The sequence below is a fragment of the Streptomyces sp. TE5632 genome (assembly GCF_054061295.1).
Map to the genome: position 1 here is coordinate 4913174 of NZ_JBSSEA010000003.1, position 24198 is coordinate 4937371.

Consider the following 24198-nt stretch of genomic DNA (forward strand, 5'->3'; position numbering starts at 1 on the left):
CCCGTCCCACCGGCACCCGTGGCGGTCAGGGCGTCAGCGGGCCGGCGAGAACTGCTGCGCCCGCCGCGCGGTCCCCCGACCACGAGATCGACGCAGCGTCAGTGGGCAGCCGACCCCAGAGCATGAGCAGTAGTCGCTCCGCCGTTCCGGAGATCTCGGCCACAGGCTCGCCTGGACCGTAAGTCCAGGACTGGCCGATGTCCGTGACCCGCAGCCGGAGCGCATGGCGTGGCGGTTCGGCCCGTCCGCGCGCAATCTGACGCGGTGCCATCGTGTCGAAGACCTCCGCCACGCCGTCCGCCGCGAACTCCGGGCCGAAGGGGAGAGCACGCCCGAGCGCGTTCTGCGCGTCCCAGCGGTGGATCAGCGTCTCCTGGGCGCGCCGCCGCTGCCAGAAGCCCACGGTGTGCGGCGGGGAGAAGGTCCACGCCTCGATGGCCGGATCAGTGTCCAGCACGGCCAGCAACTCGTCCACCGAGGCGTCGAACCAGCCCTGCACCTCGGCGCCCGCCTGCGGTGCGGGCGGTGCCTCGTAGTCGCCACGTTTGTCGGTGATCGCAGCGGCGGCCCAGCGGTTACCCCGGCCCATGTGCTCGGCAAGGTCGCGCAGCGTCCATTCCCCGCAGTGGGGGACGGGTGTGCTGAGGTCGTGCCCGAGGCAGGCGCTGAACGCAGTGGACTCCTGGCGCAGCAGCTGGAGGTAGGGAAGCGAAGTCACTGCGCTGACCCTACCCACCCTCAGCCCACGACCCTGCGCCTGCCACGTCGATGCCCGCGGCCCCCACCCGGCTCGCCGGCACCCGATCCCAGGCCCAGCACGCGGCAGCCGGCTGATCTTCTCCGACGTTGCTGCACGGCCTCAAGTTCCACGTGAGAATCTCGATCCGGATCGTCAACGGAAAAGGATGAGGCCGTGCAGCCCACCCTCAATCTCTGGCGCCGGCAGCTCGGGGAGGTGCCCGAGTCTGTCTGGCAGTGCACCGAGCTTCGAGTGCTGATCCTGGCAGACAACGGCCTCACGGCCCTCTCACCGAAGATCGGACAACTGGGCCGTCTGACCACTTTGGACCTCGGCCACAACAAGCTCACGTCGCTTCCCGACGCTCTGGGCGACCTGGTCGAGCTCAGCGACTGCCTCTACCTCCACGACAACAACTTGTCCCGACTCCCGGACACACTGGGCAACCTGACGCGGCTGCGCTACCTCAACGTCGGCGAGAACCCTCTCACCGCCTTGCCCGAAACCGTCGGCCGGATGACGGAACTGATCGAGCTGCGAGCCCAGCACAACCGGCTGACCGGATTGCCCGGCAGCATCGGCCACCTCCGCAAGTTGCGCGAGCTCTGGCTGCGGGGGAACGGACTCAGAACTCTGCCCTCCACGATGACTGATCTGCATGAACTACGGCACCTGGACCTCCGGGAGAACGACCTCACCGAACTGCCCGAGTCCCTGGTCGGCCTTCCCCGGCTTCGGCAACTCGACCTCCGCAGCAACCACATCGTCCAGATTCCGGACTGGGTGGTGCAGATGCCCGCCCTGGAGAAGCTGGATCTTCGTTGGAACACCTGCACGCTCCCCCGCCGCGTGCTGACGGGGCTGGAGGAACGCGGGTGCGTCGTCCTGCTGTGAATCGCCGGCAAAGCACTCCGACGCGAAGCCGCCGTCATTTCTCGGGTTCTGGCTCGACTTCTGTGCAGGGTGACGCTCTGTCAAGCCTGGACATCGAAGAGAGCGAAGGAAGGTGGGGGCGGGGCGAGTACTGCGCGAAGGCGGCTGAGCATCGTCCGCCATCGCTTCCAGTCCTGCGGATCGACCCAGTTCGAGGCCGGCCCCGCCTCGTCGTCGGCGATGCGGGCGAGGGCTTCGTCAGCGAGCGTCCGAAGGTCGGTGGGAAGCGCGGGCATGGGTGTTTCCGGGCCGTAGGGCGTGTCGACGGGGTCGCCTCCGGGGCATTGCGCCGCGATCAGTGCGGCGGCGGCCACCGCTTCTTCCGCTTCCGCGAGGTAGCCCGTGGCGTCGATCGTCCGGATGAGGACGCCTCGGATCAGGGCTTCGCGTGCACCGGGTTCGGCGTCGTCGAGAGTGTTGGCGAAGTCCGCAGCTGTGTCGTTGTCGAAGGGGCCGGTGTCCCAGGTGCCCATGCTGATCTCCTTGCGTTGCTTCGGCGGGATCCTCGCATCAGGCACCGACAACACGACTATGAGGCGAGCAGGACTTGTTTGCGCAGGCTTCGCCCTTCTGCGGAAGCGAGTTCTGCCGGCGTGATGTCGGGCCCGGTGGGGTCCACTCAGAACTCCGGTCGTGAGTCACGCATGCGGCTGCCGTCTGCGCCGCCTCTTACCCCACTGGTTCGGCCCGTCGGCTTCGGGCGCTCCGGCGGCGCCTGTCGAAGCGACTGGACGAGCCGCTCACGTCCTGATCACCAGAACCAGAACGGCCGGTGGCCGTGACTGCCGGGGTGGGACGGGGCCGGCCGGATTCGAACCGGCGTCCTCCCCCATGCGGTGAAGGCGCGACACCCCCTGCGCTACGATCCCCATCCCGCCGGGGATCGTACGAGCCCCCTGCACTCCGCCGCTCTTGAACCGTCGAGACGACGACGGATCACGATGGTGCCCCGCAAGGTGGCGCAGGGGGATCTCCGCGGTCCCTGCGCTGCGGGACCGGAGACGGGTGCTGTGCCGAAAACCGTGAGCAGTCGGCGGGCATGTGTCACTCAAGCGCTCAAACGAGCGGCATCAGGACAGTGGCGGCCGAAGTGCTCACGACTTTGGGACAAGATGTCCTCCCCGGGGCCGTGGGCGGGTGTCCGGGCACCGCCACGTCGAGGCCGTCGTCCCACCGGGCGGTCGCGGAACACCCCGCACGAGCAGCCGACCGCCCTGGCAAGGCCCGATGCGCCGTCACTCGATTCCCGCCCACCGGGCAGCACGACCGGCCCCGACCCGCGACGCCACCTTCAGATCCCTTGCACCACCCGCAGGGACACCATCCGGCCTGGCCATGCGAACCGACAAACTCGCCATCGCCCACCAGGCCGCACTCCACCTCGCCGCCATCCTCATCCGGGCCCGGCGATACGCTCGGCGATCGACCACGAGGCCCCTTACGGGCGCGGTCCAGCCGCAGTCAGTTCTCCCCCGGACAGGAACGCGGCCCAGGTCTTCGGGGTGACGGTGAGGTGGGAGGCGTCGGGGGTCTTGGAGTCGCGGATGTGGATGGCGGTGGGGTGGGCGGCGGCTTCGAGGCAGGCGCCGCCCTTGCTGCCGCTGTAGCTGGACTTGAACCATTCAAGTGCGGTGCCGCTCATTGCTCTCCCGGGAGACGGTCCAACATGGCCCTCATGTCCTCAGTGTTGAGGGCCTGCGTTCGCGGCATCGCATATTTCTGGGTCAGGATCCCCACCCCCTCGGGATCGGCGATCAGTTGGCTGCCACGCTGAGTCTCCATGTAAGCCAACCGCTGGTGCTCGGGGGTCTCCAGGAGAATGAACGGACCGTCGAGCCCGGCATGTGAAGTGCGGCCGAGCGGCAGGATCTGCAGGGTGACTGCTGGGACATCGGCGTCTCGCGCAGCTTCTGCAACTGCTCTACCTGTACGGCTGTCCCGCCCAGCTGGTCGCGTAGCGCAGCCTCCCAGATGACGAAGCTTGTGGTGGGTGGCAGCCTGCGGTGAAGGATCTCCTGACGTTCGACGCGGGCAGTCACCAACTGCTCGGTTTCGTCATCGTCGTACACCGGCACGCGGCTGTGGAAGACAGCACGTGCATACGCCTCGGTTTGGAGTAGACCGGGCACCGCGAAACCCTCATACCAAGAGATCACAATGGCCTCCCGCTCCCGGTCCAGATACTCCTCCGCCCACAGCGGGACCAGGTCCACCTCCGGCATATGAGCCAGCGCAGCCGTCAGCGCGCCTTTGGTGTCCAGGAGGTCGTCCAGTTGGTCGGCGAGGTCCGGTTTCAGGGGGCGCCTGCCCTGTTCGATGGAGGCGATCTGCTGCTCGCTCACGACGGACTGTTCGCCCAAGGAGCGTTGGGTGTGCCCCGCCGCCTCCCGGAAGGCGGCGGGCAGGGCGCCCACCATCTTCATCGCGGACGCGTTCCTGCGTGACCGGGACCGTGGTCTTGCCGTGGTGCTCATAGGGTCGAACTCCCCACCCGCGCGTGTACGTTCACCGTCGCGCATGCGTACATTCGGGACGTATGGGTGCGCGGACTGTTTCATCATGGGTACGGAGCGTCACTCTCTTCCTGTGGATCAGGAAACTTCACCCCTGTCCCAAGGCCAAGCCCCACGTGAGCGGTTCTTCCGGCGTGAACGGCGATCCGTGCCGGACGCGCGGGCGTTCGCGCGGCGGGTGCTCGCGGAGTGGGGTGCGTGCGGGCGTGAGGACGATGTGCCGCCGTGCGTCAGCGAACTCGCCACCAACGCGCTGGTGCACGGTGTGCCGCCCGGCCGTGGGTTTCTGCTGAGGATGCTGCCGTACGGCGACGGTGGCGTACGGGTCGAGGTGCACGACAGCGGGGGCGGTGTGCCGGCCGTACCGCAGACGGAAGTACGGGAGCCGGGGGAGGGCGGGCGCGGGCTGTTGCTGGTGGGGGAGTCGGCGGACAAGTGGGGCGTGGGGGAGCGGGGCCCGGGGAAGGTCGTGTGGTGCGAGTTCGCTAGGGCTCCCGCACCACACGGGCGACCGCCGCGATCGTCTCCGGTCCCACCCGGCAGCACCCCCCGATCAGCCGCGCCCCGGACTCCCGCCAGCCCGTGACCTGCCCGGCCGTGAAGGTCGGCCGACCGGTCCATGCCCGTGCCCCGGCGTCCCAGGTCTCGCCGCTGTTGGGGTAGACGACGACGGGTTTGCCGGTGACGCGGGCCGCGAGGGCGACGGCGTGGTCGGCGTCCTCGGGGGTGCAGCAGTTGACGCCGACGGCGATCACCTCGTCCGCCCGCGCGGCGAGCGCGAAGGCGTCCGACAGGGGCTGGCCTGCGCGGGTGCGGTCACCGGCCGCCGAGTACGACAGCCAGGCCGGGACGCCGAGCCCCCGCAGCGCCCGGAGCAGGGCCTTCGCCTCGTCGGTGTCCGGGATCGTCTCCAGGGCGAGCACGTCGGGGCCGGCGGCGGCCAGGACCTCCATGCGGGGGCGGTGGAAGCGTTCCAGCTCGGACACGGCGAGCCCGTACCGGCCCCGGTACTCGGACCCGTCGGCGAGCATCGCGCCGTACGGGCCGACGGAGGCCGCCACCCAGAGGGGGCGGGGCGTCCGGGCCCGGCGGGCCGCCTCGCGGGCACACCTGACGCTCAGAGCGAGCAGGCCGGCCGCCTCCTCCCGTCCGATACCGCGCCGGGCGAAGCCCTCGAACGTCGCCTGGTAGCTGGCGGTGATCGCCACGTCCGCGCCGGCCTCGAAGTAGCCGAGGTGCGCCTCGGTGACCGCCCCGGGGGCCTCGGCGAGCAGCCGCGCCGACCACAGTTCGTCGCTCAGGTCGTGCCCGGCCGCCGCGAGCTGGTTGGACATGCCGCCGTCGAGGACGACCGTGCCGCCCGCGAGGGCGTCGGTGAGAGCGGGGACGGCGGCGGTGCTCATACCCCCCGACGGTAGTCGAGGCGGCCTCCGACCTGCCTCGCGGCCTCACAGCGCGCCCCTGCGGCAGGGCTGGGATCCTGAGGGGGAGACGACCCCGCGGTCGGGAAGGCGGTGGACGATGTGTCGTTGGCTGGCCTACTCAGGTACCCCCATCCTGCTCGACAGCATCCTTTACAAGCCGAATCCCTCACTGATCGATCAGAGCCTGCACGCCAAGCTGGGCGTCGAGACGACCAACGGTGACGGGTTCGGCGTCGGCTGGTACGGGTCCCACACCGACACCCCGGCGGTCGTCCGGGAGATCGGCCCGGCCTGGAGCAGCCGCAATCTGCACGAGATCGCCCGTCACGTCCGCTCCTCCCTGTTCTTCGCCCATATCCGGGCCTCGACCGGATCAGCGGTGCAGGAGACCAACTGCCACCCGTTCCGTCACGGCCGCTGGATGTGGATGCACAACGGTGCGATCGAGGGTTTCCACCGCATGCGGCGCGATCTCGCCCTGACCGTCGACCCGGGACTCTTTCTCTCCGTCGAGGGGTCGACGGATTCCGAGCTGATGTTCTACCTGGCGCTCACCTTCGGCCTGGAGCAGGATCCGCCCGGCGCGGTCGCGCGGATGGCGGGCCTGGTGGAGCGGGTCGGGCGCGAGCACGGTGTGGAGTACCCACTGCAGATGACGGTGGCGGTGACCGACGGGCGACGGCTGTGGGCGTTCCGCTACTCGACGCAGAAGGCGTCCCGTTCGCTCTTCTACAGCACGAGGGTCGAGACGCTGCGCTCTCTCCACCCGGACATGGCGTTCCTGCGTGAGGCGTCCGACGATACCCGCCTCATCGTGTCGGAGCCCCTCGGGGACCTGCCCGGCATGTGGAACGAGGTCCCCGAGGGCAGTTACGGCGTCGTCCAGCCCGAGGGGGACGAGATGGCTCGCTTCACCCCTCAGCCGGTGTAGGGGCGAGTCCTCGGTGAGAGGGGCGGGCGACTTCGTCCTGCCGGGCCGGGGCAGCGGGGGCGCGGACGTTTCGGCCGGTACCGAAGTGTTCCGCCTCTAGCGTTGCCCCATGCCCCAGAGGACCTTCGCCGATCTCCACCACGCCGACGAGCCCCTTCTGCTGCCCAACGCCTGGGACCACGCCTCAGCGACCGCTCTCGCCGCCCAGGGGTTCCGGGCGATCGGCACCACCAGCCTGGCCGTCGCGGCGGCGGTCGGGCTGCCCGACGGGGCGGCGGCGACCCGGGAACAGACCCTGCGACTCGCCCTCACCCTCGGCTCCGAGCCGTTCCACCTGTCCGTGGACGCGGAGGGCGGATTCAGTGACGACCCGGACGGGGTGGCCGAGTTCGCCCGCGAACTGCACGCCGCGGGCGCCGTCGGCATCAACCTGGAGGACGGGCTCGGGCCCGTCGACCGGCACGCCGCGAAGATCGCCGCCGTCCGGGCCGCGGCTCCCGGCCTCTTCGTCAACGCCCGCACCGACACCCACTGGCTCGGTGGCGGCGAGGGCACGATCCAGCGGCTCGACGCCTACCGACAGGCGGGCGCGCACGGCGTGTTCGTTCCCGGACTCACCGACGCCCGGGAGATCGCCGCCCTGGTACGGCACTTGGGCGAGGTTCCCCTCAACGTCCTCTATTCGCCGACCGGTCCTTCCGTCCCTCATCTCGCCGACCTCGGCGTACGCCGGATCAGCCTCGGCTCGCTGCTGTACCGGAGGGCGCTGGGGGCGGCGGTGGAGGCGGCGACCGGCATCCGGGCGGGCCGTGCGCCCGGCGGCCCGGCACCCACGTACGAGGAGATCCGGGCACTGAGCCGGGACACCGGCGGTGCGGCCGACGCCACGGCTTCCTTCGGGTGACCCTGGTACGGTGGCGGCTTTCGCGGGTATCAGAACCTTTGGACTCATCTCCGGCGAGGAACCGAGGAACCATCCATGGACATGGACATCCCCGGCGACAAACGGCTGGCGGCAGCGGTCGTGATGGACGACGAGGGGCGTGTGCTCCTGGTGCGTCGCAGCGAGACCGAGAGGTTCCTGCCCCGGGTGTGGGGCGTGCCGTGCGGCAAGCTCGATCCCGGGGAGAGCGCCCGGGACGGTGCGTTGCGCGAGCTGAAGGAGGAGACCGGCCTGCTCGGCGAGATCGTGCGCAAGGTCGGCGAGTCGTCCTTCCTCAGCGAGTACGCGGGGCACGAGGTCAAGAACTGGCAGGAGAACTTCCTGGTCCGCCCGCTGTCTTGGGAGGTCACGCTGCCCAGTCCGGATCAGGACCACGCCTGGCTCCGTCCGTCCGAGCTGACCGGTGTCGACATCGACGCCTACAACCTGGACGTCGTACGGCAGGCGCTCACGGACTCCTGAGCAGCTCCGCCAGCGTGCCCAGCGCGTCCAGGTAGGCCGGCACGTTCAGCGGTACCTTCGGCATCGCCGCCGGACGCGGGCCCGCCGCCGTGAACACATCGGTGTGCCGCCGTCGTCGCCCGCCCGTCTCCAGGAACAGCGTCACCGTCGGCGCGTCCGTGTCGCACCAGGCGCGGTGCAGGGTGTGCGCCGGCAGGGCGTATGTGCTGCCCGCCGCGTACCGGCCCAGGTGTGTCAGGCGCAGCCGCGCCGGACCCGCCGGTGCCAGCAGCCAGTCGGCCGATCCCTCGGCCAGCGTCTCCTCGAACCGGGTCGTCCTGATCCCGGCGCCGCCCCGTGCCCCGGGCCCCGTCTCGGGCATCTCCTCGTACAACTCCGTGCACAGGCGCCCCCGGACGACGTGGGAGGCCAGCGCCGAGCGGTGGTTGTGGATGTCCTCCCGGCCGGTGCCGTCCGCACCCGCGTGCCACACGTGTACGCGCAGCATGTGCAGCGGGCCCGCGTCGACCAGCAGCAGCTTGTCGAAACCGAGGACGTGCCGGTACGACAGCCTGGCGCAGGCCTCCGGATCACCCGCTCCGGAGGCGAGTTCGGCGACCAGCTCCAACAGGGCTGCCGGGGTTCCGAGTTCGGCGACGGCCGCATGAGCCGCGGCCACCTGGTCCCGTTCGGACAACGTGCCGTCCAGGGTCCTCACCAGCAGCCGCCGCGCCGCCAGAACCCGCTGACCGCCCATGCGCTCCGTCCTCCGTCCTCCGGCGCCCGCTCACCGCGCGGGCGCCGCCTCGTCGGGCCGATAGGTCCACACCGCGTGGGCGCGCAGCGCCGTCACACCCTGGTACGTCATCCACATCGGGCGCCGCAGCTCCGTGCTGTCGCCCCGCTCCCAGGACCAGATGCCGTCCTGCTGCCCTGCCCGCACCGAGGCGGCCGCACCGTCCAGCAGCTCCCGCCAGGTGTCCTCCAGGCCGTCCTGCCGGGCCACCTCCAGCGCGCCCGGGGACAGCAGGGCGCGCACGATCCAGGACGCGGTGAAGTGCCGTACGTTCAGCACCTCGTGGTGTGCGGGGTCGTCGGGGCGCGGGCGCCGTACCTCCTCGCGCCGGTACTCCAGGTCCAGGCAGGCGTGGTGCGGCGCGTCGGGGCAGGACAGCAGCCAGCGCACCCCGTCCTCGCGGGCGGCCCGCACCGCCGCGCTCTCGCCCAGGACACGGGCCGCGCGGTCGAGGGCGAGCACCGCCTGCGCGGTGTGCACCGGGGACGGCGGTCCGTACGGCGCATCGAGCCGGTAGCCCCAGCAGCGCAGATGGTCCCGGCCCGGATCGCTGATCGAACCGTCGACGAGGGCCTCCCGCAGCACCGGCAGGGCGTCGCAGCCGGGCGCGGCGCGCAGCAGCCCGCGCAGCACCGTCGTCATCACATGGGTCGACTCGCGTCCGGCCCGGTCGGCCTCACGGGTGAAGGCCGCCGTGCAGAGGTCCACCTCCCGCGCCAGCTGCCCGCCCCGGGTCGAGCCCGCGCGGGCCAGGGCGCCCAGCACCAGCGCGGTCACCTCGGGACGGGCCCGCGCGCCCTGCGACCGCGCCGACCAGCCGCCGTCGGGCAGCCGCAACCGCCACAGCGTGTCGGCCAGTTCGCCCGGCGTGAGGCGCCCGTCGGGCATGCCCAGGTCGAGCATGATCTGCAACCCGTACGCCGTACCGACCGAGGTGGGGCGGGACGGGGTGCTCTCACCCAGGGCGTGCGACCAGCCGACGAGCCGTCCGCGCTCCGGGTCGTCGACGACGGACACCTCGTCGACGAGGGTGTCGTGGGTGGCCGCGAACAGGCGAGGGAGCGGGCCGGGCGCCGGGCCGGCGGTGGGCGCGGGAGGCGGCAGGGGCCGCTGGTCCACGGCCGTGGCGCGGGCCCGTACCAGGGCTGCGGCGAGCCAGGCGGCGAGCGCCGTGCCGAGGCCGCTCACCGACGCGATCAGGTACTTCGCGGCCTCCCCGTCGACGGAGTCGGGCAGCACCTCGAAGAGGAACTGGAACACGGCGTATCCGGCGGCCACGCAACCGAACCCGCCCAGCCAGCCCACGAAACGGGTCGGCCGGGAGGCCGCGTCGTCCCCTCCGGTGAGGGTGCGGTCGTCCGGACGGGTGGGGCGCAAGGGGCCGCGGCCGAGCTGCTGTGGGGACAAGGCGCGCTTCATCCCCTCCCGTTGGGCGGCGTATGACGTCCGCGTTCACGCCATCTTAGGAAAACGGCTCCGACTCAACGTCCGTACCGCTGTTTTCGCCGTCTCACACCCGGCACCGCCGTCCGATGCGTGACCGTGGCACACACGCCCCCTTCCGGTTTCGTCTCCTGCCTTCCCGGGGCCGGTTCGTCAGGGTGATGTGCGGGGCCTCGACCGCCTTGTCCCAGGAGGCGTCGACGTCGCGCGGGGCGCCGGGGCCGCGCGAGGCCGCCAGTGCGCAGCAGCCGTGGAACGTACTGCGCTGCCGGGCCGGCCCGGGCCGCTCGGCGCTCGGGGCCCCGGCCGCACGTCCGTTTCAGTCGCCCAGGACGTCCCGGACGAACGTGTTGGTGAACTTCCCTCCGGGGTCCAGGGACCGGGCCAGGGTCCGGAAGTCGTCCAGCCGCGGGTAGCGGGCGCGCAGGTCGGCCGCCGGAGTGGTGAACACCTTCCCCCAGTGCGGTCGTGCCTCGAAGGGCGCCAGCGCCTCCTCCAGCCGCCGCACCACGGGCAGCACGGCCGAGGTGTCCTCCACCCAGGTGAAGTGGGCGGCCACGGTGTCCCGGCCGTAGCAGGGGCTGAGCCACTGGCTGTCGGCGGCCACCGTCCGCACCTCGCAGGTCTGCAGCACGGGGACGAGGGTCTCCCGGATCCCGTCGATCGCGTGCAGCATGTCGAGGGCGAACCGGCGCGGCAGCAGATACTCCGACTGCAGCTCCGACCCGCTGCTCGGGGTGAACTCCGCGCGGAAGTGCGGCAGCCGCTCGTGCCAGGGCCCCGGTACCCCGAACTGCTCCGTGCAGTTCACCGCCGGCATGCCGGGCACGGGGTGCAGTTTCTCGGTCGCGGGCGCCGCCCAGGGGAAGTCCGGCAGCGGCTGGTCCGTACGCCGCTTCACCCACACCTGCCGGAAGCCCGGTGCGCCCCAGTCGGTGAACAGGCTCACGCTGTACGCGGCCGACATCACCTTCTCGAAGGTGGCGGCATCCAGCCCGGCCTGCGGGAGCTCGGTGAACAGATGCTGCTCGACGTCGTAGGAGGGCGTCAGGTCCAGGGTGAGGGCGGTGACCACGCCGAGCGCCCCGAGCGAGGTGACCGCCCCGCCGAACCGCGCCTCGTCCCCGCGGTCGATCCGTGCCGTCGAACCGTCCGCCGTGACCAGTTCCACCGTACGCACGGACGAGGCGAGCGGGCCGTTGCCGACGCCGGAGCCGTGCGTGCCGGTGGCGACCGAGCCGGCCACCGAGATGTGCGGGAGCGACGCCATGTTCGCCAGCGCCAGCCCGTGCCGGTGCACCCGCCGGGCCAGCTCGGCGTACCGCACGCCGCCGCCGACCCGGACCGTCCCGGTAGTCGTGTCCACGTCGATCTGCGGGGGCAGCGCGTCGAGGGAGACCAGGACGCCGTCCGCACCGGCCTCGGCGATCTCGTTGAAGGAGTGCCCGCTGCCCAGGACCCGCACCCGGGAGTTCCCGGCGACCAGCGCGCGCAGCGCGTCCAGGGTGGGCGGGCGGTGCAGCTCCTCGGCGGCGTACGTGATGTTGCCGGCCCAGTTGGTCACGGTCCCGGTCATGCGGCGGCCCCTCCCCGAGTCGTCGAGCGTGTCGGGGACATCACATCACCGCGCCGACCGGCGCCGATGCCAGGGGCCGCCGGTCCGTTCGCCGGACCCGGTTGCACACCCGAGGGGGGCGGGGGCATACCGTGAGGAGTCGTACGTCCGAGCCGGGAGTCGTACGTCCGAGCCGGAAGGAGACACGGGATGGGCAGCGGCAGCCGTACCGCGCTGGTCGAGGATCTGATGGAGCGGTTCCCGCATGTGCCGCGCGAGGCCGTTTTCAAGGAGGACCTGCTCCGGGGCGGGGTCGCCTTCGACTCGTCCGCGCTCAGCGACAACGAGAAGGGCGAGGTCAAGCCGAAGTCGTACTTCATCTTCTCCTTCGACCACGGCACGCTGCCCGAGCTGGGCGAGGCCGCGCTGCGGCGCCCGCCCGAGGAGATCATCCTCACCGGCGGCCCCTACGACCTGCGCCGGACGGTCGTCTCCGTCCGGGTGAACCCGGCGTCCCCGTACCGGGTCGCCGCGAACGAGGACGGCGTGCTCGGCCTCTACCTCGACGGGAAGCGCATCGCCGACGTCGGCGTGCCGCCGATGCCCGAGTACTACCGGCACACCCTCGCCAACGGGAAGTCCGTCATGGAGGTGGCCCCGACCATCCAGTGGGGCTACCTGATCTACCTGACCGTCTTCCGGGTCTGCCAGTACTTCGGCGCCAAGGAGGAGTGCCAGTACTGCGACATCAATCACAACTGGCGCCAGCACAAGGCGGCCGGCCGCCCCTACACCGGGGTCAAGGACGTCGAGGAGGTCCTCGAGGCCCTGGAGATCATCGACCGGTACGACACGGCGAAGGCGTCCACCGCCTACACCCTCACCGGCGGCGCGATCACCAAGACGGTCGCCGGCCGTGACGAGGCCGACTTCTACGGGCACTACGCCAAGGCCATCGAGGAGCGATTCCCCGGCCGCTGGATCGGCAAGGTCGTCGCCCAGGCGCTGCCCAAGGACGACGTGCAGCGCTTCAAGGACTACGGCGTGCAGATCTACCACCCCAACTACGAGGTGTGGGACCGCCGTCTGTTCGAGCTGTACTGCCCGGGCAAGGAGCGCTACGTCGGCCGCGACGAGTGGCACAAGCGCATCCTGGACTCCGCGGACGTCTTCGGCGCGCGCAACGTCATCCCCAACTTCGTGGCGGGCGTGGAGATGTCCGAGCCGTTCGGCTTCACCACCGTCGACGAGGCCATCGCCTCGACCACCGAGGGCCTGCGCTTCTTCATGTCGCACGGCATCACGCCCCGCTTCACCACCTGGTGCCCCGAACCGACGACCCCGCTCGGCAAGGCCAACCCGCAGGGAGCGCCGCTGGAGTACCACATCCGGCTGCTCGAGGCGTACCGCGCCACGATGGACGAGTTCGGTCTCGCCTCGCCCCCCGGCTACGGCCCGCCCGGACCCGGCCGCGCGGTGTTCTCCGTCAGCTCCTTCATGGACAGCCTCCCGGAGCAGGAGCCCGTCGAGGCGTGAGAACTCCCGGGCCCCCGGGGGCTCTTGAGCAGGGCTGAGAGGGCCGGAACCGAGACGGTTCCGGCCCTTCTTGCGTATGGTGCCCGAGGGGGCGTGCACGGGCGTGCGCGGGCGCCGTGGCGCGCGAAGCGGAGACAGCGCTTGTCAGTTGTGTCGACAGCGTGAAAAGCTCGTCCATCGCCCCCGCGGTTTCCCCCAACTGCGTTGTCAATGTCACGAGTTGACCTCGTTCGTGGATGCAGGAGACTCATGCCCGACCTGCCGGCCCCCCAGGACGCCACCGAGGCGGCACTGTTCTCCGAGTGCTGGGACGCGGTGCTCTCCTACGCCGACCTGTGCACGGCCGGCTCCACCGCCGCCGCGCAACTGGCGCGCGAGGCGTTCGCCCAGGGCATACGCGAGGTGCGCGAAGCGGAGGCGACCACCGTACGCGCGGCCGGCCGCCGCTCGTCCAGGCTGCCCCGAATACCCCTGCTGCTGACCGCCGTTCGCACCACCGCGGCGGCCTGGGAGGAGAGCGGACAGGGACACCGGCTCGATCCCGACCTGCGGCTGTGGCTCCACTCCGAGAACGCCGCCCGCTTCACCGGCCCGCCGCTGTCGCGCCCGGTCGCCCTGCGCGGACTGCGCGATCTGCAGCAGGCCGACGCCGAACTGCTGTGGCTGGCCGAGGCGGAGTCCCTCCCACTGCCCCTGGTGGCCCGCCGGCTGGGCCTCGACGCCGCCACCGCCGCCGACGAACTCGCCCAGGTCCGCGGCTTCTTCCGGGACCGGTGCCACCGCAACCACCTCGACTCCCCGATGGACGCGGAGTGCCGCAGCTACGCCCGGCTGCTGGACGCCGTCACCCGCTCGCCCGCCGCCGACACCCCCGGCGACCTGTCCAAACACCTCGCCACCTGTGTGCGGTGCGCCGAGGCCGCGGCCTGTCTTCGGCTGCACGACGGCGGGCTGTCCGGCGCCCTCACCGGCGGGGTCCTCGGCTGGGGCGGTCTGGCCTATCTGGAGCGCCGCCGCCGCGCGGCCGAGGCGCGGCTCGGCCCCGGCCGCCCCGACGACCCCGACGCGGGCGGCGACCCGGCTGACGGAACCGGACGGGCACGCGCCACCCGCAACGGGCTGCTGGTCGCCGCCGTCCTGGTGTCCGGTCTAGCCCTCGCCGTCTCCCTGATGCCGTTCGGCGGCACGGACGCCGACAGCGCGATCCGCACCGGTGCCGAGCCCGGACCGGTGGCCGACCCGGGCCTGTACCCGCCCACGGCCCCCGCCCCCACCGCCTCCGCCGCTGCCACTGCCACTGCCACTGCCAATGGCCTCGCCCCCTCCGACACCCCGCGGCCGCCCTCCGAAGGCGCCCCGGACCCGGCGAAACCCGACCCCGACCCCGAACCCCAGGGCAGCACCACCGCCACCGCCCCCACCGCGCCCCGGACCACCGCGCCCAGCAGGCCGGCCGTCTGCCACGCCGCGTACGACCTGGTCAACCAGTGGCCCGTCGGCTTCCAGGCCACCGTCACCGTCGTCACGACGGATCCCCTCGACTCCTGGCGCGTGGCCTTCACCTTCGAGGACGGCCAGCGCGTCACCCAGATGTGGGACGCCGACGTCAGCCAGAACGGGTCCCGCGTCACCGCCGCCGCCACCGACTACAACAAGACCGTCCCCGCCGGCGGGAAGCTCGCCTTCGGCTTCATCGCCTCCTGGAACGACACGAACTCCCCGCCCTCCGACATCACCCTCAACGGCCACTCCTGCACGACCGCGTGACGCGACCCGGCCCGAAACCCCCGGGCATCCGGGGCGCCCGTTAAATCGGTGGCGCCCCGGGCCGACGGTTCCCTACAGTGAGGGCCGCAGCACACAAGCGGCGCGCGCATGCGCCGTGGTCCGCTGCCGCCGGATCGAACGAGGGATGGGAGGTGTGACCGATGGCTGTCTTCGTGATGGGCGCTGCCCGCATCCAGGAATCCATCCGTTTCATCTCCGTGGCCACCGGCTGACCTCACCTTTCCGTTCCGCGCGTCTTCGCGCGGCCGCCGGGGCCACCCTCGCGAAGGGTCACCCCTTGAGTTCCACCTCTTCCTTCTCCACCTCTTCCGTCTCCCTCTCCGCGTCGCGGTCCTCCGCGCTGGCCGCCTACGGCTGGGACGGGACGTGGGCCGACGCGTTCGCCCCGTACGAGGCCGAAGGGTTGCTGGCCGGGCGCGTGGTGCGGGTCGACCGCGGGCAGTGCGACGTGGTCACCGCCGACGGGACCGTACGGGCCGACACCGCGTTCGTCACCCCGCGCGACCCCCTGCGGGTCGTGTGCACCGGGGACTGGGTCGCCGTCGAACCGGAGGGCCACACCCCGCGCTACGTACGGGCGTACCTGCCGCGGCGTACCGCCTTCGTGCGCTCCACCTCCTCCGAGCGGTCCGAGGGGCAGATCCTCGCCGCCAACGTCGACCACGCCGTCATCGCCGTCTCGCTCGCCGACGAGCTGGACCTGGCACGGATCGAACGGTTCCTCGCCCTCGCCTGGGAGTCCGGGGCGCAGCCGGTGATCGTGCTCACCAAGGCCGACCTCGTGCCGGACGCGGTGACCCGGGCCCATCTGGTCCAGGACGTGGAGACCACCGCGCCCGGCGTGCCGGTGCTCGCCGTCAGCGCCCAGGAGGCCGGGAGCACCTCCCTGCTCATGGGGGTCCCCCCTGTTCGAGCAGAGCCGAGAACTCGGGGGAGAGGCCGAGAGCTTGGGGGAGGGCTGGACGTCCTCGCCGCGGTCGTCTCCGGCGGTACGTCGGTACTGATCGGCGTGTCGGGCGCGGGCAAGTCCACCCTGGCCAACGTGCTCCTCGGCGAGGACGTGATGGACGTCCGGGCGGCCCGGGAGGTCGACGGCAAGGGCCGCCACACCACCACCACCCGCAACCTGCTCGCCCTGCCCGGCGGGGGAGTCCTCATCGACACCCCGGGCCTGCGGGGCGTCGGGCTCTGGGACGCCGGCAGCGGCGTCAGCCAGGTGTTCTCGGAGATCGAGGAGCTCGCCGGGGGCTGCCGCTTCCACGACTGCGCGCACGAGAGCGAACCGGGGTGCGCGGTCCTCGAGGCCATCGAGACGGGCGCCCTGCCGGAACGCCGCCTCGAGAGCTACCGCAAGCTGCTGCGGGAGAACCAGCGCATCGTCGCCAAGACCGACGCGCGGCTGCGCGCGGAGATTCGCAAGGAGTGGAAGCGGAAGGGGGCGGTGGGCAAGGCGGCGATGGAGGCGAAGCGGGGCCGCCTGCGCTGACCCGTCGGCGCACCCCTCGCCCCACGGCACCTCCCTGTCCGATTTCCGCCAGCCGACCTCCCCCGGCCGGCGGAGACTGGACGGTGTGATGGACGAGGACAGCAGGTACGAGGCGGTGCGCAGCCGGGACGGACGGTTCGACGGCGCGTTCTTCTTCGCCGTCGGGACGACCGGGATCTACTGCCGTCCCAGCTGCCCCGCCGTCACACCGAAACGACGCAACGTGCGGTTCTTCGCGACCGCCGCCGCCGCGCAGGGCGCCGGATTCCGGGCCTGCCGGCGGTGCCGTCCGGACGCCGTCCCCGGCTCCGCCGAGTGGAACGTGCGCGCCGACGTGGTGGGCCGGGCCATGCGGCTGATCGCCGACGGCGTGGTCGACCGCGAGGGCGTCGCCGGACTGGCCGCCCGGCTCGGCTACAGCGCCCGCCAGGTGCAGCGCCAGCTCACCGGCGAACTGGGCGCCGGGCCCGTCGCCCTCGCCCGCGCGCAGCGCGCGCACACCGCGCGCGTGCTGCTGCAGACCACCGGGCTCCCGATCACCGAGATCGCCTTCGCCGCCGGGTTCGCCAGCGTGCGGCAGTTCAACGACACCGTCCGGTCCGTGTACGCGATGACCCCCACCGCACTGCGCGCCGCCGCACCCGGCGGAGGCCGGGCCGCCACCCGCCGTACGGCCACCCCCACGGCGGGCATCCCCGTGCGGCTCGCCCACCGCGGTCCGTACCAGCCCCGCCCCGTCTTCGACCTGCTGGAACGCGAGGCCGTCCCAGGGGTCGAGGACGTCACCGGAACCCCGGGCACCCGCACCTACCGGCGCACCCTGCGCCTCCCGTACGGCATCGGCGTCACCGCCGTCGACGAACGTCCCGGGACCACGCGCACCGGATCCGCCGCCCGCCCCGGCGGCTGGCTCGACGCCCGTGTCCACCTGACCGACCTCCGGGACCTGACCACCGCCGTACAGCGGCTGCGCCGCCTCTTCGACCTGGACGCGGACCCGTACGCCGTGGACGAACGGCTCGGCGCCGACGCGCGGCTCGCCCCGCTGGTCGCCGCCCGGCCCGGACTGCGCTCGCCGGGCACCGCCGACCCGGAGGAACCCGCGGTACGGGCCCTGGTGGGCCGCGAGGAGGCCGCGCGGCTGGTCCAGCGGTACGGCAAGAGGCTCGACGCCCCCTGCGGCGGCCTCACCCACCTCTTCCCCGAACCGGCCGTCCTCGCCGAGGCCGAACCCGGCGGCACCCTGGGCGCGCTCACCGCCGCCCTCGCGGACGGCACCGTGCGCCTCGACCCCGGCGCCGACCGGGACGACACAGCGGACGCCCTGCGCGCCGTTCCCGGCCTGGACGCCCGTACCATCGCCGAGATCCGCACCCGTGCCCTCGGCGACCCGGACGTGGCCCCGCCCGGTCCGGAGCTGCCCGACAGCTGGCGCCCCTGGCGCTCATACGCACTGAACCACCTGCGCGCGGCAGGGGAGTTGGAGTACCGATGACCACGACGAACGCGACGACCACGACGAACGCGATGAACGCGATGAACGCGATGACCGCGACGAACGCGATGACCGCGACGAACAAGGCGGACAAGGCGAACACGACGCCGAGCGCCCCGCACACGTACTGGACGAGCGTGCAGAGCCCGCTCGGGCCGTTGCTCCTCACCGCCGGACCGGCCGGGGAGCTGACCTCGCTCTCCGTGCCCGGTCAGAAGGGCGGTCGCGGTGTGCCGGAAGGCGGGCGGCAGGACCCGGGGCCGTTCCGCGCGGCGGAGGAACAGCTCGCCGCGTACTTCGCCGGTGAGCTGAGGGATTTCCGGCTGCCCCTGCACACCGCCGGCACCCCCTTCCGGGAGAAGGTCTGGGCCGCGCTCGACGACGTCCCCTACGGGTCGACCGTGTCGTACGGCGAGATCGCCGCCCGGATCGGTGCCTCCCGGGCCGCCGTACGGGCCGTCGGCGGCGCGATCGGTGCCAATCCTCTGCTGATCGTGCGCCCCTGCCATCGGGTGATCGGCGCCGACGGGGCGCTGACCGGATACGCGGGCGGCCTGGACCGCAAGGTGCGGCTGCTCACCCACGAAGGAGTGCTTCGCCCGTAGCCGGGGGCCGTTTTGTTCGGGGCGTTCAGCCCCAGAACACCGCGCCGAGCCAGGCCGCCGCGATCAGTTGGCAGGTGAACAGTTCGGTCAGCAGGCTCCAGCCGCCCGCGCGCATCGCCGTACGCGTCGCCGCGGCCGCTTCGCCGTGGCGGCCCAGGCGGATCCGCTCGCCGACGTAGATCCCGGCCACGAAGCCCGGGACGGCGCCCAGCACGGGCACCAGGACGAAGCCGAGGAACGAGCCCGCGCCGGCGTACGCCCGCACTCGCCCCTCGATCCCGTCGGCCCGTAGCCGGCGGGGCGGCAGCGTCCAGCGGACCACCTGGGAGAGGAGCAGGGCGACGGTCGACCCGACGAGCACCCACCACGCCGCGGGCCGCGGGTCCTTCAGGGCCCACCAGAGGATCCCGGCCCACACCAGCCACGACCCCGGCACCCCGGGCAGCAGTACTCCGCACAGGCCGAGCAGGATCACCAGTCCGGCCAGCAGGAGGTCCCACACTCCCATCTGTCCAGGGTGCCGGAGGACGGCAAAAGACGCAGACCAGGTGCGCCGGGCCCGCACCGACCACTCCTGTCGAACGGAGGTTCCCAGCGGTGGGTGGCGTGCCGTCGCCGCCCGGCACCGGGGACGGATTTCCTGATGCCCCGTTTCCCTCGGGCCCTCACGGTGGAGAATTGAGGGTATGAGTGAGCAGGGGGGCGGGTCCGCCGGTCACCAGGACGACTGGTGGGGGCAGTTGTACGGCGCCGACGACGATGCCGGCGACACGGGCTCCGCGACCGCGGCCGACTCCCTCGACGACCGCTTCGACTCCGCGGCCGGCACGGTGAACGAGAGGCCGACCGCGCCCGCTGCCGAAGCCACGCCCACCCTCGCCGACCCCCGTGTCCCGCGTCGCGTCCGCCCCGCCGAAGCGCCGCCGGTGCCGCGCGGCCATGTGGGCCCCCGGCCGCCCACCTACGACGCCGAACCCACCGCGCTGCCCGCCGCCGACCCCCACGAACTGGACGACCTGGTCCCGGACACCGTGTTGGACGGCGCCCGGTACGGGGCCTGCACCCTGCGGGCCGCGTCCGTACGGGGCGACTCCGCGCGGTACCGGGGCGAACCGCGGCGGGACGCCCTGCTGACCGCCCGGTTCGGCAGCGGGGACCGGGCACTGGTGCTGGTGGCGGTCGCGACCGGCGCACGGACCACCCCCGGCGCGCACCGCGCGGCCGCCGAGGCCTGCCGGTGGATGGGCAAGGCGGTGGGCCTCAGCCATTCCCGCCTCGCCGAGGACATCAGGGCCGCCCGGCGCGGCGAACTCAAGTCCGGACTGCACCGCCTCACCGACCGCACCCTCGGCAGGCTCCGCGCGGGCGCCGCCGAGCAGGGCCTCGAACCCGAGGCGTACGGGGCCACCCTGCGCTGCCTCCTGCTGCCCGCCGACCCCGAATGCCGTACCCGGGTGTTCTTCGGCGTCGGCACCGGCGGCCTGTTCCGGCTGCGGGACGGCGCGTGGCAGGACATCGAGCCGGAGGCCGGCGAGGCCAGGGGAGGGGCCGTGATGGGTTTCGGCTCGCCGCCCTCCGAGACCCCCGAGGGCGACCGGCTCACCATGGACCTCGGCATCCCGACGCCCCCGAGCCCCTACGAGCCCGCCCCCGGCCCCCCGCGCGAACCCTTCCGCTTCCGTACTTCCATAGCCCGGGAGGGTGACACCCTCCTGCTGTGCAGTACGGGCCTCGCCGATCCGCTGCGCGGAGAGCGAGAACTCCGGACCCACCTGGCCGAGCGGTGGTCCCGCCCCGAACCGCCGGGTCTCGCCGCGTTCCTCGCCGACACCCAGGTACGGGTCAAGGGGTACGCGGACGACCGTACGGCCGTCGCCGTCTGGGAGGCGTGAGCGCGACGGGTGTGAATTCATGGAACCCGGAGGGAGATCCAGAAGCCCGCAAGCCCAGGGGATTCACGGACACCGAAGGGGCACACGAGAGTCATGGCCAAACAGAACGTCGCGGAACAGTTCGTCGACATCCTGACCCGCGCGGGAGTCAAGCGCCTCTACGGCGTCGTCGGCGACAGCCTCAACCCCGTGGTCGACGCCGTGCGCCGCAACTCCGCCATCGACTGGGTCCACGTCCGGCACGAGGAGACCGCCGCCTTCGCCGCCGGTGCCGAGGCCCAGATCACCGGCCGGCTCGCCGCCTGTGCCGGCTCCTGCGGGCCCGGCAACCTCCACCTCATCAACGGGCTGTACGACGCCCACCGGTCCATGGCCCCGGTCCTCGCCCTCGCCTCGCACATCCCGTCCAGCGAGATCGGCCTCGGCTACTTCCAGGAGACCCACCCCGACCAGCTGTTCCGCGAGTGCAGCCACTACAGCGAGATGATCTCCAGCCCCCAGCAGATGCCCCGGCTGCTGCACACCGCCATCCAGAACGCGGTGGGCCGCTCCGGGGTCAGCGTCGTCACCCTGCCCGGTGACATCGCCGACCACGCCGCCCCGGAGAAGGCCGTCGAGACCGCCCTGGTCACCTCCCGGCCCACGGTCCGGCCCGGCGACGCCGAGATCGACCGGCTCGTCGACATGATCGACGCGGCCGGAAAGGTCACCCTCTTCTGCGGTGCCGGCACGCAGGGCGCGCACGCCGAGGTCATGGAGTTCGCCCAGAAGATCAAGTCCCCGGTCGGGCACGCCCTGCGCGGCAAGGAGTGGATCCAGTACGACAACCCGTACGACGTCGGCATGAGCGGGATGCTCGGATACGGCGCCGCCTACGAGGCCACCCACGAGTGCGATCTGCTGATCCTGCTCGGCACCGACTTCCCGTACAACGCCTTCCTCCCCGACGACGTGAAGATCGTCCAGGTCGATGTGCGGCCCGAGAACCTCGGCCGCCGCTCGAAACTGGACCTCGCGGTGTGGGGCGACGTACGGGAGACGCTGCGCTGTCTGACCCCGAGGGTCAAGGCCAAGGACGACCGCAGGTTCCTCGACCGGATGCTGAAGAAGCACGCGGACGCGCTGGAGGGAGTGGTGAAGGCGTACACGCGGAAGGTCGAGAAGCACGTGCCGATCCACCCCGAGTACGTGGCCTCCGTGCTGGACGAACTCGCCGACGACGACGCGGTGTTCACCGTGGACACCGGGATGTGCAACGTCTGGGCGGCCCGCTACATCTCGCCCAACGGCCGCCGTCGGGTCATCGGTTCGTTCTCCCACGGCTCGATGGCGAACGCGCTGCCGATGGCGATCGGGGCGCAGTTCGTCGACCGGGGCCGACAGGTCGTGTCGATGTCCGGGGACGGCGGATTCACCATGCTCATGGGTGACTTCCTCACCCTCGTCCAGTACGACCTTCCGGTGAAGGTCGTACTCTTCAACAACTCCTCGCTCAGCATGGTCGAGTTGGAGATGCTGGTCGCCGGGCTGCCCTCGCACGGAACCGCCATGAAGAACCCCGACTTCGCCGCCGTCGCCCGCGCGTGCGGCGCGCACGGGGTGCGGGTGGAGAAGCCGAAGGACCTCGCCGGGGCCCTCAAGTCGGCGTTCAAGCACAAGGGGCCGGCCCTCGTCGACGTCGTCACCGACCCCAACGCGCTGTCCATCCCGCCGAAGATCAGCGCCGAGATGGTGAGCGGCTTCGCGCTGTCCGCGTCGAAGATGGTGCTGGACGGCGGGGTCGGCCGGATGCTCCAGATGGCGCGTTCCAACCTGCGCAACGTGCCCCGGCCGTAACGGGATTCAGCCGGCCCGGGGCGTCCACAGGAACGACCGTCCTCTCACCACGGATGTCGGGAGGACGGCCCCGCACACGTGTGTGGCCGTTGAAGTTCGGCCAATAACCGGCCTTGACCATGCCACATGACTTGGCGCGCGGGTGACGGGGCATGGATTCCCATGGACATGTTCGAGCCGCAGGAGGAATCGACACCGGAACGCGGGCGGGGGCCATGAGAAGGCAGGCACGAGGGGGTGGCCCCGGCATGGCCGGGACGACCCGGGTGATGACCGTGGAGGAGACGGCCGACGGCGACGGGGAGCGGGCCCCGGTGGCACAGCTGAGACGCCGACTGGGACGCGCGGACCTGCGGGCGGTGCCCGAGTCCCGCCACGACCTGCGAGAACTGCTCAGGCACTGGGGCAGGCCCGGACAGTCGGAGACGGCCGAGCTGCTCACCACCGAGCTCGTCACCAACGCGCTGGTCCACACCGACCGGGCGGCGGTCCTCACCGCCACCGTCGGACTCCGTGGACTACGGGTCGAGGTGCGGGACTTCGTGAACCACGAGCCCCGGCCGCGGGTACCGGACGCAGGTGACGGTACGCACGGCCGGGGGCTGGTGCTGGTCGAGTCCCTCGCCGACGCGTGGGGGGTCAGGGCGCACGCGGTGGGCAAGGCGGTCTGGTTCGAACTCGACGCGGACGCCGCCTGACACGCCGTCGCCCGTCAGCCGAACTGCTGCTCCAGGTCCTTGAGCTTGCGCTCCAGGGAGTCCAGGCGCGGCAGTGCCTGGGTGTCGTCCTCCGCGGTGAGGTCGACGGTCACCGGGTCGGAACCGCCGCGTACCGGCTGGAGGGAGGGACGCGCGCGCATCGGCAGGGCCTCCGGCGCCGGTATGACGGGCTCCGCGGGAACCATGTCGTCGGCCCGCTCCACCGTCGGAGCCTCCACCGGGTGGCCGGCGCCCCGGCCCAGCACGCCGCGGTGGCCGCGGCTGATCGCCTTCAGCCGTGCCCGCTCCACCCGCTCGTGCTCGCGCCTGCGCCGTCGCGTCTCGTCCTTCTGACGCTGGTCCTCGCGCACCTCCTCGACCGCCTCGTCCAGGCTGCGCACGCCCTCCAGGAGCATCAGCGACCAGGCACGGTACGTCTCGCGGGGGGCCCGCAGCCAGCGGACGATACGGATCTGCGGCAACGGGCGCGGCACCAGGCCCTGTTCGCGCAGGGCGGCCCGGCGGGTCTGCTTCAGCGCGCGGTCGAACAGCACGGCCGCCGACAGGGACATGCCCGCGAAGAAGTGCGGGGCGCCCGCGTGTCCGATGCCCCGGGGAGCGTGCACCCAGTTGAACCAGGCCGCGGCGAACGCGAACGTCCACACGAGTATGCGGGAGCCGAGCGCCGCGTCACCGTGGCTCGCCTCGCGCACGGCGAGCACCGAGCAGAACATCGCCGCGCCGTCCAGACCGAAGGGGACGAGGTACTGCCAGCCGCCGGACAGGCCGAGGTTCTGCTCACCGAAGCCGACCAGGCCGTGGAAGGAGAGCGCCGCCGCCACCGCCGCACAGCAGAACAGCAGGACGTAGGAGACGGTGCCGTAGACGGCCTCCTTGCGCCTGCGGCGCTCCTCGCTGCGCTCCCAGGAGTCGTCCGCACTCGTGTCCTTGACCGAGGAGCGCTTGCCGCGTGCGAGCACCGCCACCGCCGCCAACATGCCCAGGAGCAGCACGGCGCCCGGAAGCAGCCAATTCAGCGATATATCGGTCAGTCTCATCTAGGGGTCCCTTGCATTGGGATAGGGCGTAACGCCCGCCATAGTGGCCCAATCCCGCCGTCCCTCAGGGGATTTCGGAGCAAGTG

General features: G+C 72.0%; 22 protein-coding genes, 1 tRNA gene and 1 pseudogene. 13 read left to right on the forward strand and 11 right to left on the reverse strand.

The features are described 5' to 3' along the window. Positions 1-25 precede the first annotated feature (25 nt). Complete coding sequence (locus tag ACVW19_RS27650) at positions 26-718, reverse strand: maleylpyruvate isomerase family mycothiol-dependent enzyme (protein WP_457462689.1); 693 nt, start codon at positions 716-718, stop codon at positions 26-28. Between the two features lie 195 nt (positions 719-913). On the opposite strand from ACVW19_RS27650, the gene ACVW19_RS27655 reads away from it, so the two are divergent. Further along, positions 914-1633, forward strand: a complete 720-nt coding sequence (locus ACVW19_RS27655; protein ID WP_457462690.1) for a leucine-rich repeat domain-containing protein — start codon at positions 914-916, stop codon at positions 1631-1633. 80 nt (positions 1634-1713) lie between these two features. On the opposite strand, the gene ACVW19_RS27660 is transcribed toward ACVW19_RS27655, so the two are convergent. The 4 genes and pseudogenes from ACVW19_RS27660 to ACVW19_RS27675 form a co-directional block, all read right to left on the reverse strand. Beyond that, positions 1714-2145 carry a DUF4259 domain-containing protein gene (locus ACVW19_RS27660; RefSeq protein WP_457462691.1) on the reverse strand — a complete coding sequence of 144 codons (432 nt, stop codon included), beginning with the start codon at positions 2143-2145 and terminating at the stop codon, positions 1714-1716. Positions 2146-2468: 323 nt separating this feature from the next. Beyond that, a tRNA-Ala gene (locus ACVW19_RS27665) sits at positions 2469-2541 on the reverse strand. Between the two features lie 569 nt (positions 2542-3110). Beyond that, positions 3111-3314, reverse strand: a complete 204-nt coding sequence (locus ACVW19_RS27670; RefSeq protein ID WP_457462692.1) for a DUF397 domain-containing protein — start codon at positions 3312-3314, stop codon at positions 3111-3113. Then, positions 3311-4146, reverse strand: a pseudogene (locus tag ACVW19_RS27675) (helix-turn-helix domain-containing protein). The gene ACVW19_RS27670 and the pseudogene ACVW19_RS27675 overlap by 4 nt, the downstream one beginning before the upstream one ends. Before the next feature lie 85 nt (positions 4147-4231). Between ACVW19_RS27675 and ACVW19_RS27680 the strand changes: the two are divergent. Then, complete coding sequence (locus ACVW19_RS27680) at positions 4232-4771, forward strand: ATP-binding protein (protein ID WP_457462693.1); 540 nt, start codon at positions 4232-4234, stop codon at positions 4769-4771. Here ACVW19_RS27680 and mmuM read toward each other — a convergent pair. Continuing rightward, the gene (gene mmuM / locus ACVW19_RS27685) at positions 4671-5588 is read right to left on the reverse strand and encodes a homocysteine S-methyltransferase (RefSeq protein WP_457462694.1); all 918 of its coding nucleotides are present in this window, start codon (positions 5586-5588) and stop codon (positions 4671-4673) included. The two genes, ACVW19_RS27680 and mmuM, sit on opposite strands and share 101 nt — an antisense overlap. A gap of 118 nt (positions 5589-5706) precedes the next feature. Between mmuM and ACVW19_RS27690 the strand changes: the two genes are divergently transcribed. From ACVW19_RS27690 to ACVW19_RS27700, 3 genes are all read left to right on the forward strand, one after another. Continuing rightward, a complete protein-coding gene (locus ACVW19_RS27690) occupies positions 5707-6540 on the forward strand; it encodes a class II glutamine amidotransferase (RefSeq protein WP_457462696.1) in 834 nt (277 codons plus the stop codon). A 109-nt stretch (positions 6541-6649) separates the two neighbouring features. Next, positions 6650-7444 (forward strand): isocitrate lyase/PEP mutase family protein, encoded by a 795-nt coding sequence (locus ACVW19_RS27695; protein WP_457462698.1) that lies wholly within the window; start codon positions 6650-6652, stop codon positions 7442-7444. A 75-nt stretch (positions 7445-7519) separates the two neighbouring features. Then, on the forward strand, positions 7520-7945 hold the full coding sequence (locus tag ACVW19_RS27700; protein ID WP_457462700.1) for an NUDIX hydrolase: 426 nt from the start codon (positions 7520-7522) through the stop codon (positions 7943-7945). Here ACVW19_RS27700 and ACVW19_RS27705 read toward each other — a convergent pair. From ACVW19_RS27705 to ACVW19_RS27715, 3 genes are all read right to left on the reverse strand, one after another. After that, a complete protein-coding gene (locus ACVW19_RS27705; protein WP_457462702.1) occupies positions 7932-8681 on the reverse strand; it encodes a hypothetical protein in 750 nt (249 codons plus the stop codon). The genes ACVW19_RS27700 and ACVW19_RS27705 overlap by 14 nt on opposite strands. Positions 8682-8711: 30 nt before the next feature. Continuing rightward, complete coding sequence (locus ACVW19_RS27710; RefSeq protein WP_457462704.1) at positions 8712-10127, reverse strand: hypothetical protein; 1416 nt, start codon at positions 10125-10127, stop codon at positions 8712-8714. Positions 10128-10482: 355 nt separating this feature from the next. Continuing rightward, positions 10483-11739 carry an FAD-binding protein gene (locus tag ACVW19_RS27715; protein ID WP_457462706.1) on the reverse strand — a complete coding sequence of 419 codons (1257 nt, stop codon included), beginning with the start codon at positions 11737-11739 and terminating at the stop codon, positions 10483-10485. A 189-nt stretch (positions 11740-11928) separates the two neighbouring features. Here ACVW19_RS27715 and ACVW19_RS27720 point away from each other — a divergent pair, with 189 nt between their 5' ends. The 5 genes from ACVW19_RS27720 (at position 11929) to ACVW19_RS27740 (ending at position 18628) form a co-directional block, all read left to right on the forward strand. Then, the gene (locus ACVW19_RS27720; protein ID WP_457462707.1) at positions 11929-13254 is read left to right on the forward strand and encodes a radical SAM protein; all 1326 of its coding nucleotides are present in this window, start codon (positions 11929-11931) and stop codon (positions 13252-13254) included. Positions 13255-13503: 249 nt separating this feature from the next. Next, on the forward strand, positions 13504-15021 hold the full coding sequence (locus tag ACVW19_RS27725) for a cellulose binding domain-containing protein (protein ID WP_457462709.1): 1518 nt from the start codon (positions 13504-13506) through the stop codon (positions 15019-15021). Between the two features lie 298 nt (positions 15022-15319). Beyond that, positions 15320-16528 carry a ribosome small subunit-dependent GTPase A gene (rsgA, locus tag ACVW19_RS27730; RefSeq protein ID WP_457462710.1) on the forward strand — a complete coding sequence of 403 codons (1209 nt, stop codon included), beginning with the start codon at positions 15320-15322 and terminating at the stop codon, positions 16526-16528. 88 nt (positions 16529-16616) lie between these two features. After that, the gene (locus ACVW19_RS27735; RefSeq protein ID WP_457462712.1) at positions 16617-18023 is read left to right on the forward strand and encodes a DNA-3-methyladenine glycosylase 2 family protein; all 1407 of its coding nucleotides are present in this window, start codon (positions 16617-16619) and stop codon (positions 18021-18023) included. 68 nt (positions 18024-18091) lie between these two features. Further along, entirely contained in the window at positions 18092-18628 is a 537-nt protein-coding gene (locus tag ACVW19_RS27740; RefSeq protein ID WP_457464808.1) for a methylated-DNA--[protein]-cysteine S-methyltransferase, read from the forward strand. Positions 18629-18653: 25 nt separating this feature from the next. Here the strand turns inward: ACVW19_RS27740 and ACVW19_RS27745 are convergent, their stop codons facing one another. Beyond that, the gene (locus tag ACVW19_RS27745; protein WP_457462714.1) at positions 18654-19136 is read right to left on the reverse strand and encodes a DUF456 domain-containing protein; all 483 of its coding nucleotides are present in this window, start codon (positions 19134-19136) and stop codon (positions 18654-18656) included. A gap of 178 nt (positions 19137-19314) precedes the next feature. On the opposite strand from ACVW19_RS27745, the gene ACVW19_RS27750 reads away from it, so the two are divergent. From ACVW19_RS27750 to ACVW19_RS27760, 3 genes are all read left to right on the forward strand, one after another. Then, positions 19315-20520, forward strand: coding sequence for a protein phosphatase 2C domain-containing protein (locus tag ACVW19_RS27750; protein WP_457462716.1), 1206 nt, complete (start codon positions 19315-19317; stop codon positions 20518-20520). A gap of 93 nt (positions 20521-20613) precedes the next feature. Then, positions 20614-22356, forward strand: a complete 1743-nt coding sequence (locus tag ACVW19_RS27755; RefSeq protein ID WP_457462718.1) for a pyruvate dehydrogenase — start codon at positions 20614-20616, stop codon at positions 22354-22356. Between the two features lie 248 nt (positions 22357-22604). Beyond that, positions 22605-23054 carry an ATP-binding protein gene (locus ACVW19_RS27760; protein WP_457462720.1) on the forward strand — a complete coding sequence of 150 codons (450 nt, stop codon included), beginning with the start codon at positions 22605-22607 and terminating at the stop codon, positions 23052-23054. A gap of 14 nt (positions 23055-23068) precedes the next feature. Here ACVW19_RS27760 and ACVW19_RS27765 read toward each other — a convergent pair whose 3' ends face one another. Next, complete coding sequence (locus tag ACVW19_RS27765; protein ID WP_457462721.1) at positions 23069-24112, reverse strand: DUF2637 domain-containing protein; 1044 nt, start codon at positions 24110-24112, stop codon at positions 23069-23071. Positions 24113-24198: the final 86 nt, after the last annotated feature.

Excerpts from the sequence above, each read along its gene's own strand:
- ACVW19_RS27700 (WP_457462700.1), top strand. The coding sequence starts at position 7,520 with ATGGACATGGACATCCCCGGCGACAAACGGCTGGCGGCAGCGGTCGTG.
- ACVW19_RS27715 (WP_457462706.1), bottom strand. The coding sequence starts at position 11,739 with ATGACCGGGACCGTGACCAACTGGGCCGGCAACATCACGTACGCCGCC.
- ACVW19_RS27720 (WP_457462707.1), top strand. The coding sequence starts at position 11,929 with ATGGGCAGCGGCAGCCGTACCGCGCTGGTCGAGGATCTGATGGAGCGG.
- ACVW19_RS27660 (WP_457462691.1), bottom strand. The coding sequence starts at position 2,145 with ATGGGCACCTGGGACACCGGCCCCTTCGACAACGACACAGCTGCGGAC.
- ACVW19_RS27740 (WP_457464808.1), top strand. The coding sequence starts at position 18,092 with ATGACCGCGACGAACAAGGCGGACAAGGCGAACACGACGCCGAGCGCC.
- ACVW19_RS27705 (WP_457462702.1), bottom strand. The coding sequence starts at position 8,681 with ATGGGCGGTCAGCGGGTTCTGGCGGCGCGGCGGCTGCTGGTGAGGACC.
- ACVW19_RS27735 (WP_457462712.1), top strand. The coding sequence starts at position 16,617 with ATGGACGAGGACAGCAGGTACGAGGCGGTGCGCAGCCGGGACGGACGG.
- ACVW19_RS27695 (WP_457462698.1), top strand. The coding sequence starts at position 6,650 with ATGCCCCAGAGGACCTTCGCCGATCTCCACCACGCCGACGAGCCCCTT.
- ACVW19_RS27765 (WP_457462721.1), bottom strand. The coding sequence starts at position 24,112 with ATGAGACTGACCGATATATCGCTGAATTGGCTGCTTCCGGGCGCCGTG.
- mmuM (WP_457462694.1), bottom strand. The coding sequence starts at position 5,588 with ATGAGCACCGCCGCCGTCCCCGCTCTCACCGACGCCCTCGCGGGCGGC.
- ACVW19_RS27755 (WP_457462718.1), top strand. The coding sequence starts at position 20,614 with ATGGCCAAACAGAACGTCGCGGAACAGTTCGTCGACATCCTGACCCGC.
- ACVW19_RS27725 (WP_457462709.1), top strand. The coding sequence starts at position 13,504 with ATGCCCGACCTGCCGGCCCCCCAGGACGCCACCGAGGCGGCACTGTTC.
- ACVW19_RS27680 (WP_457462693.1), top strand. The coding sequence starts at position 4,232 with ATGGGTACGGAGCGTCACTCTCTTCCTGTGGATCAGGAAACTTCACCC.
- ACVW19_RS27750 (WP_457462716.1), top strand. The coding sequence starts at position 19,315 with ATGAGTGAGCAGGGGGGCGGGTCCGCCGGTCACCAGGACGACTGGTGG.
- ACVW19_RS27670 (WP_457462692.1), bottom strand. The coding sequence starts at position 3,314 with ATGAGCGGCACCGCACTTGAATGGTTCAAGTCCAGCTACAGCGGCAGC.
- ACVW19_RS27745 (WP_457462714.1), bottom strand. The coding sequence starts at position 19,136 with ATGGGAGTGTGGGACCTCCTGCTGGCCGGACTGGTGATCCTGCTCGGC.
- ACVW19_RS27760 (WP_457462720.1), top strand. The coding sequence starts at position 22,605 with ATGGCCGGGACGACCCGGGTGATGACCGTGGAGGAGACGGCCGACGGC.
- ACVW19_RS27690 (WP_457462696.1), top strand. The coding sequence starts at position 5,707 with ATGTGTCGTTGGCTGGCCTACTCAGGTACCCCCATCCTGCTCGACAGC.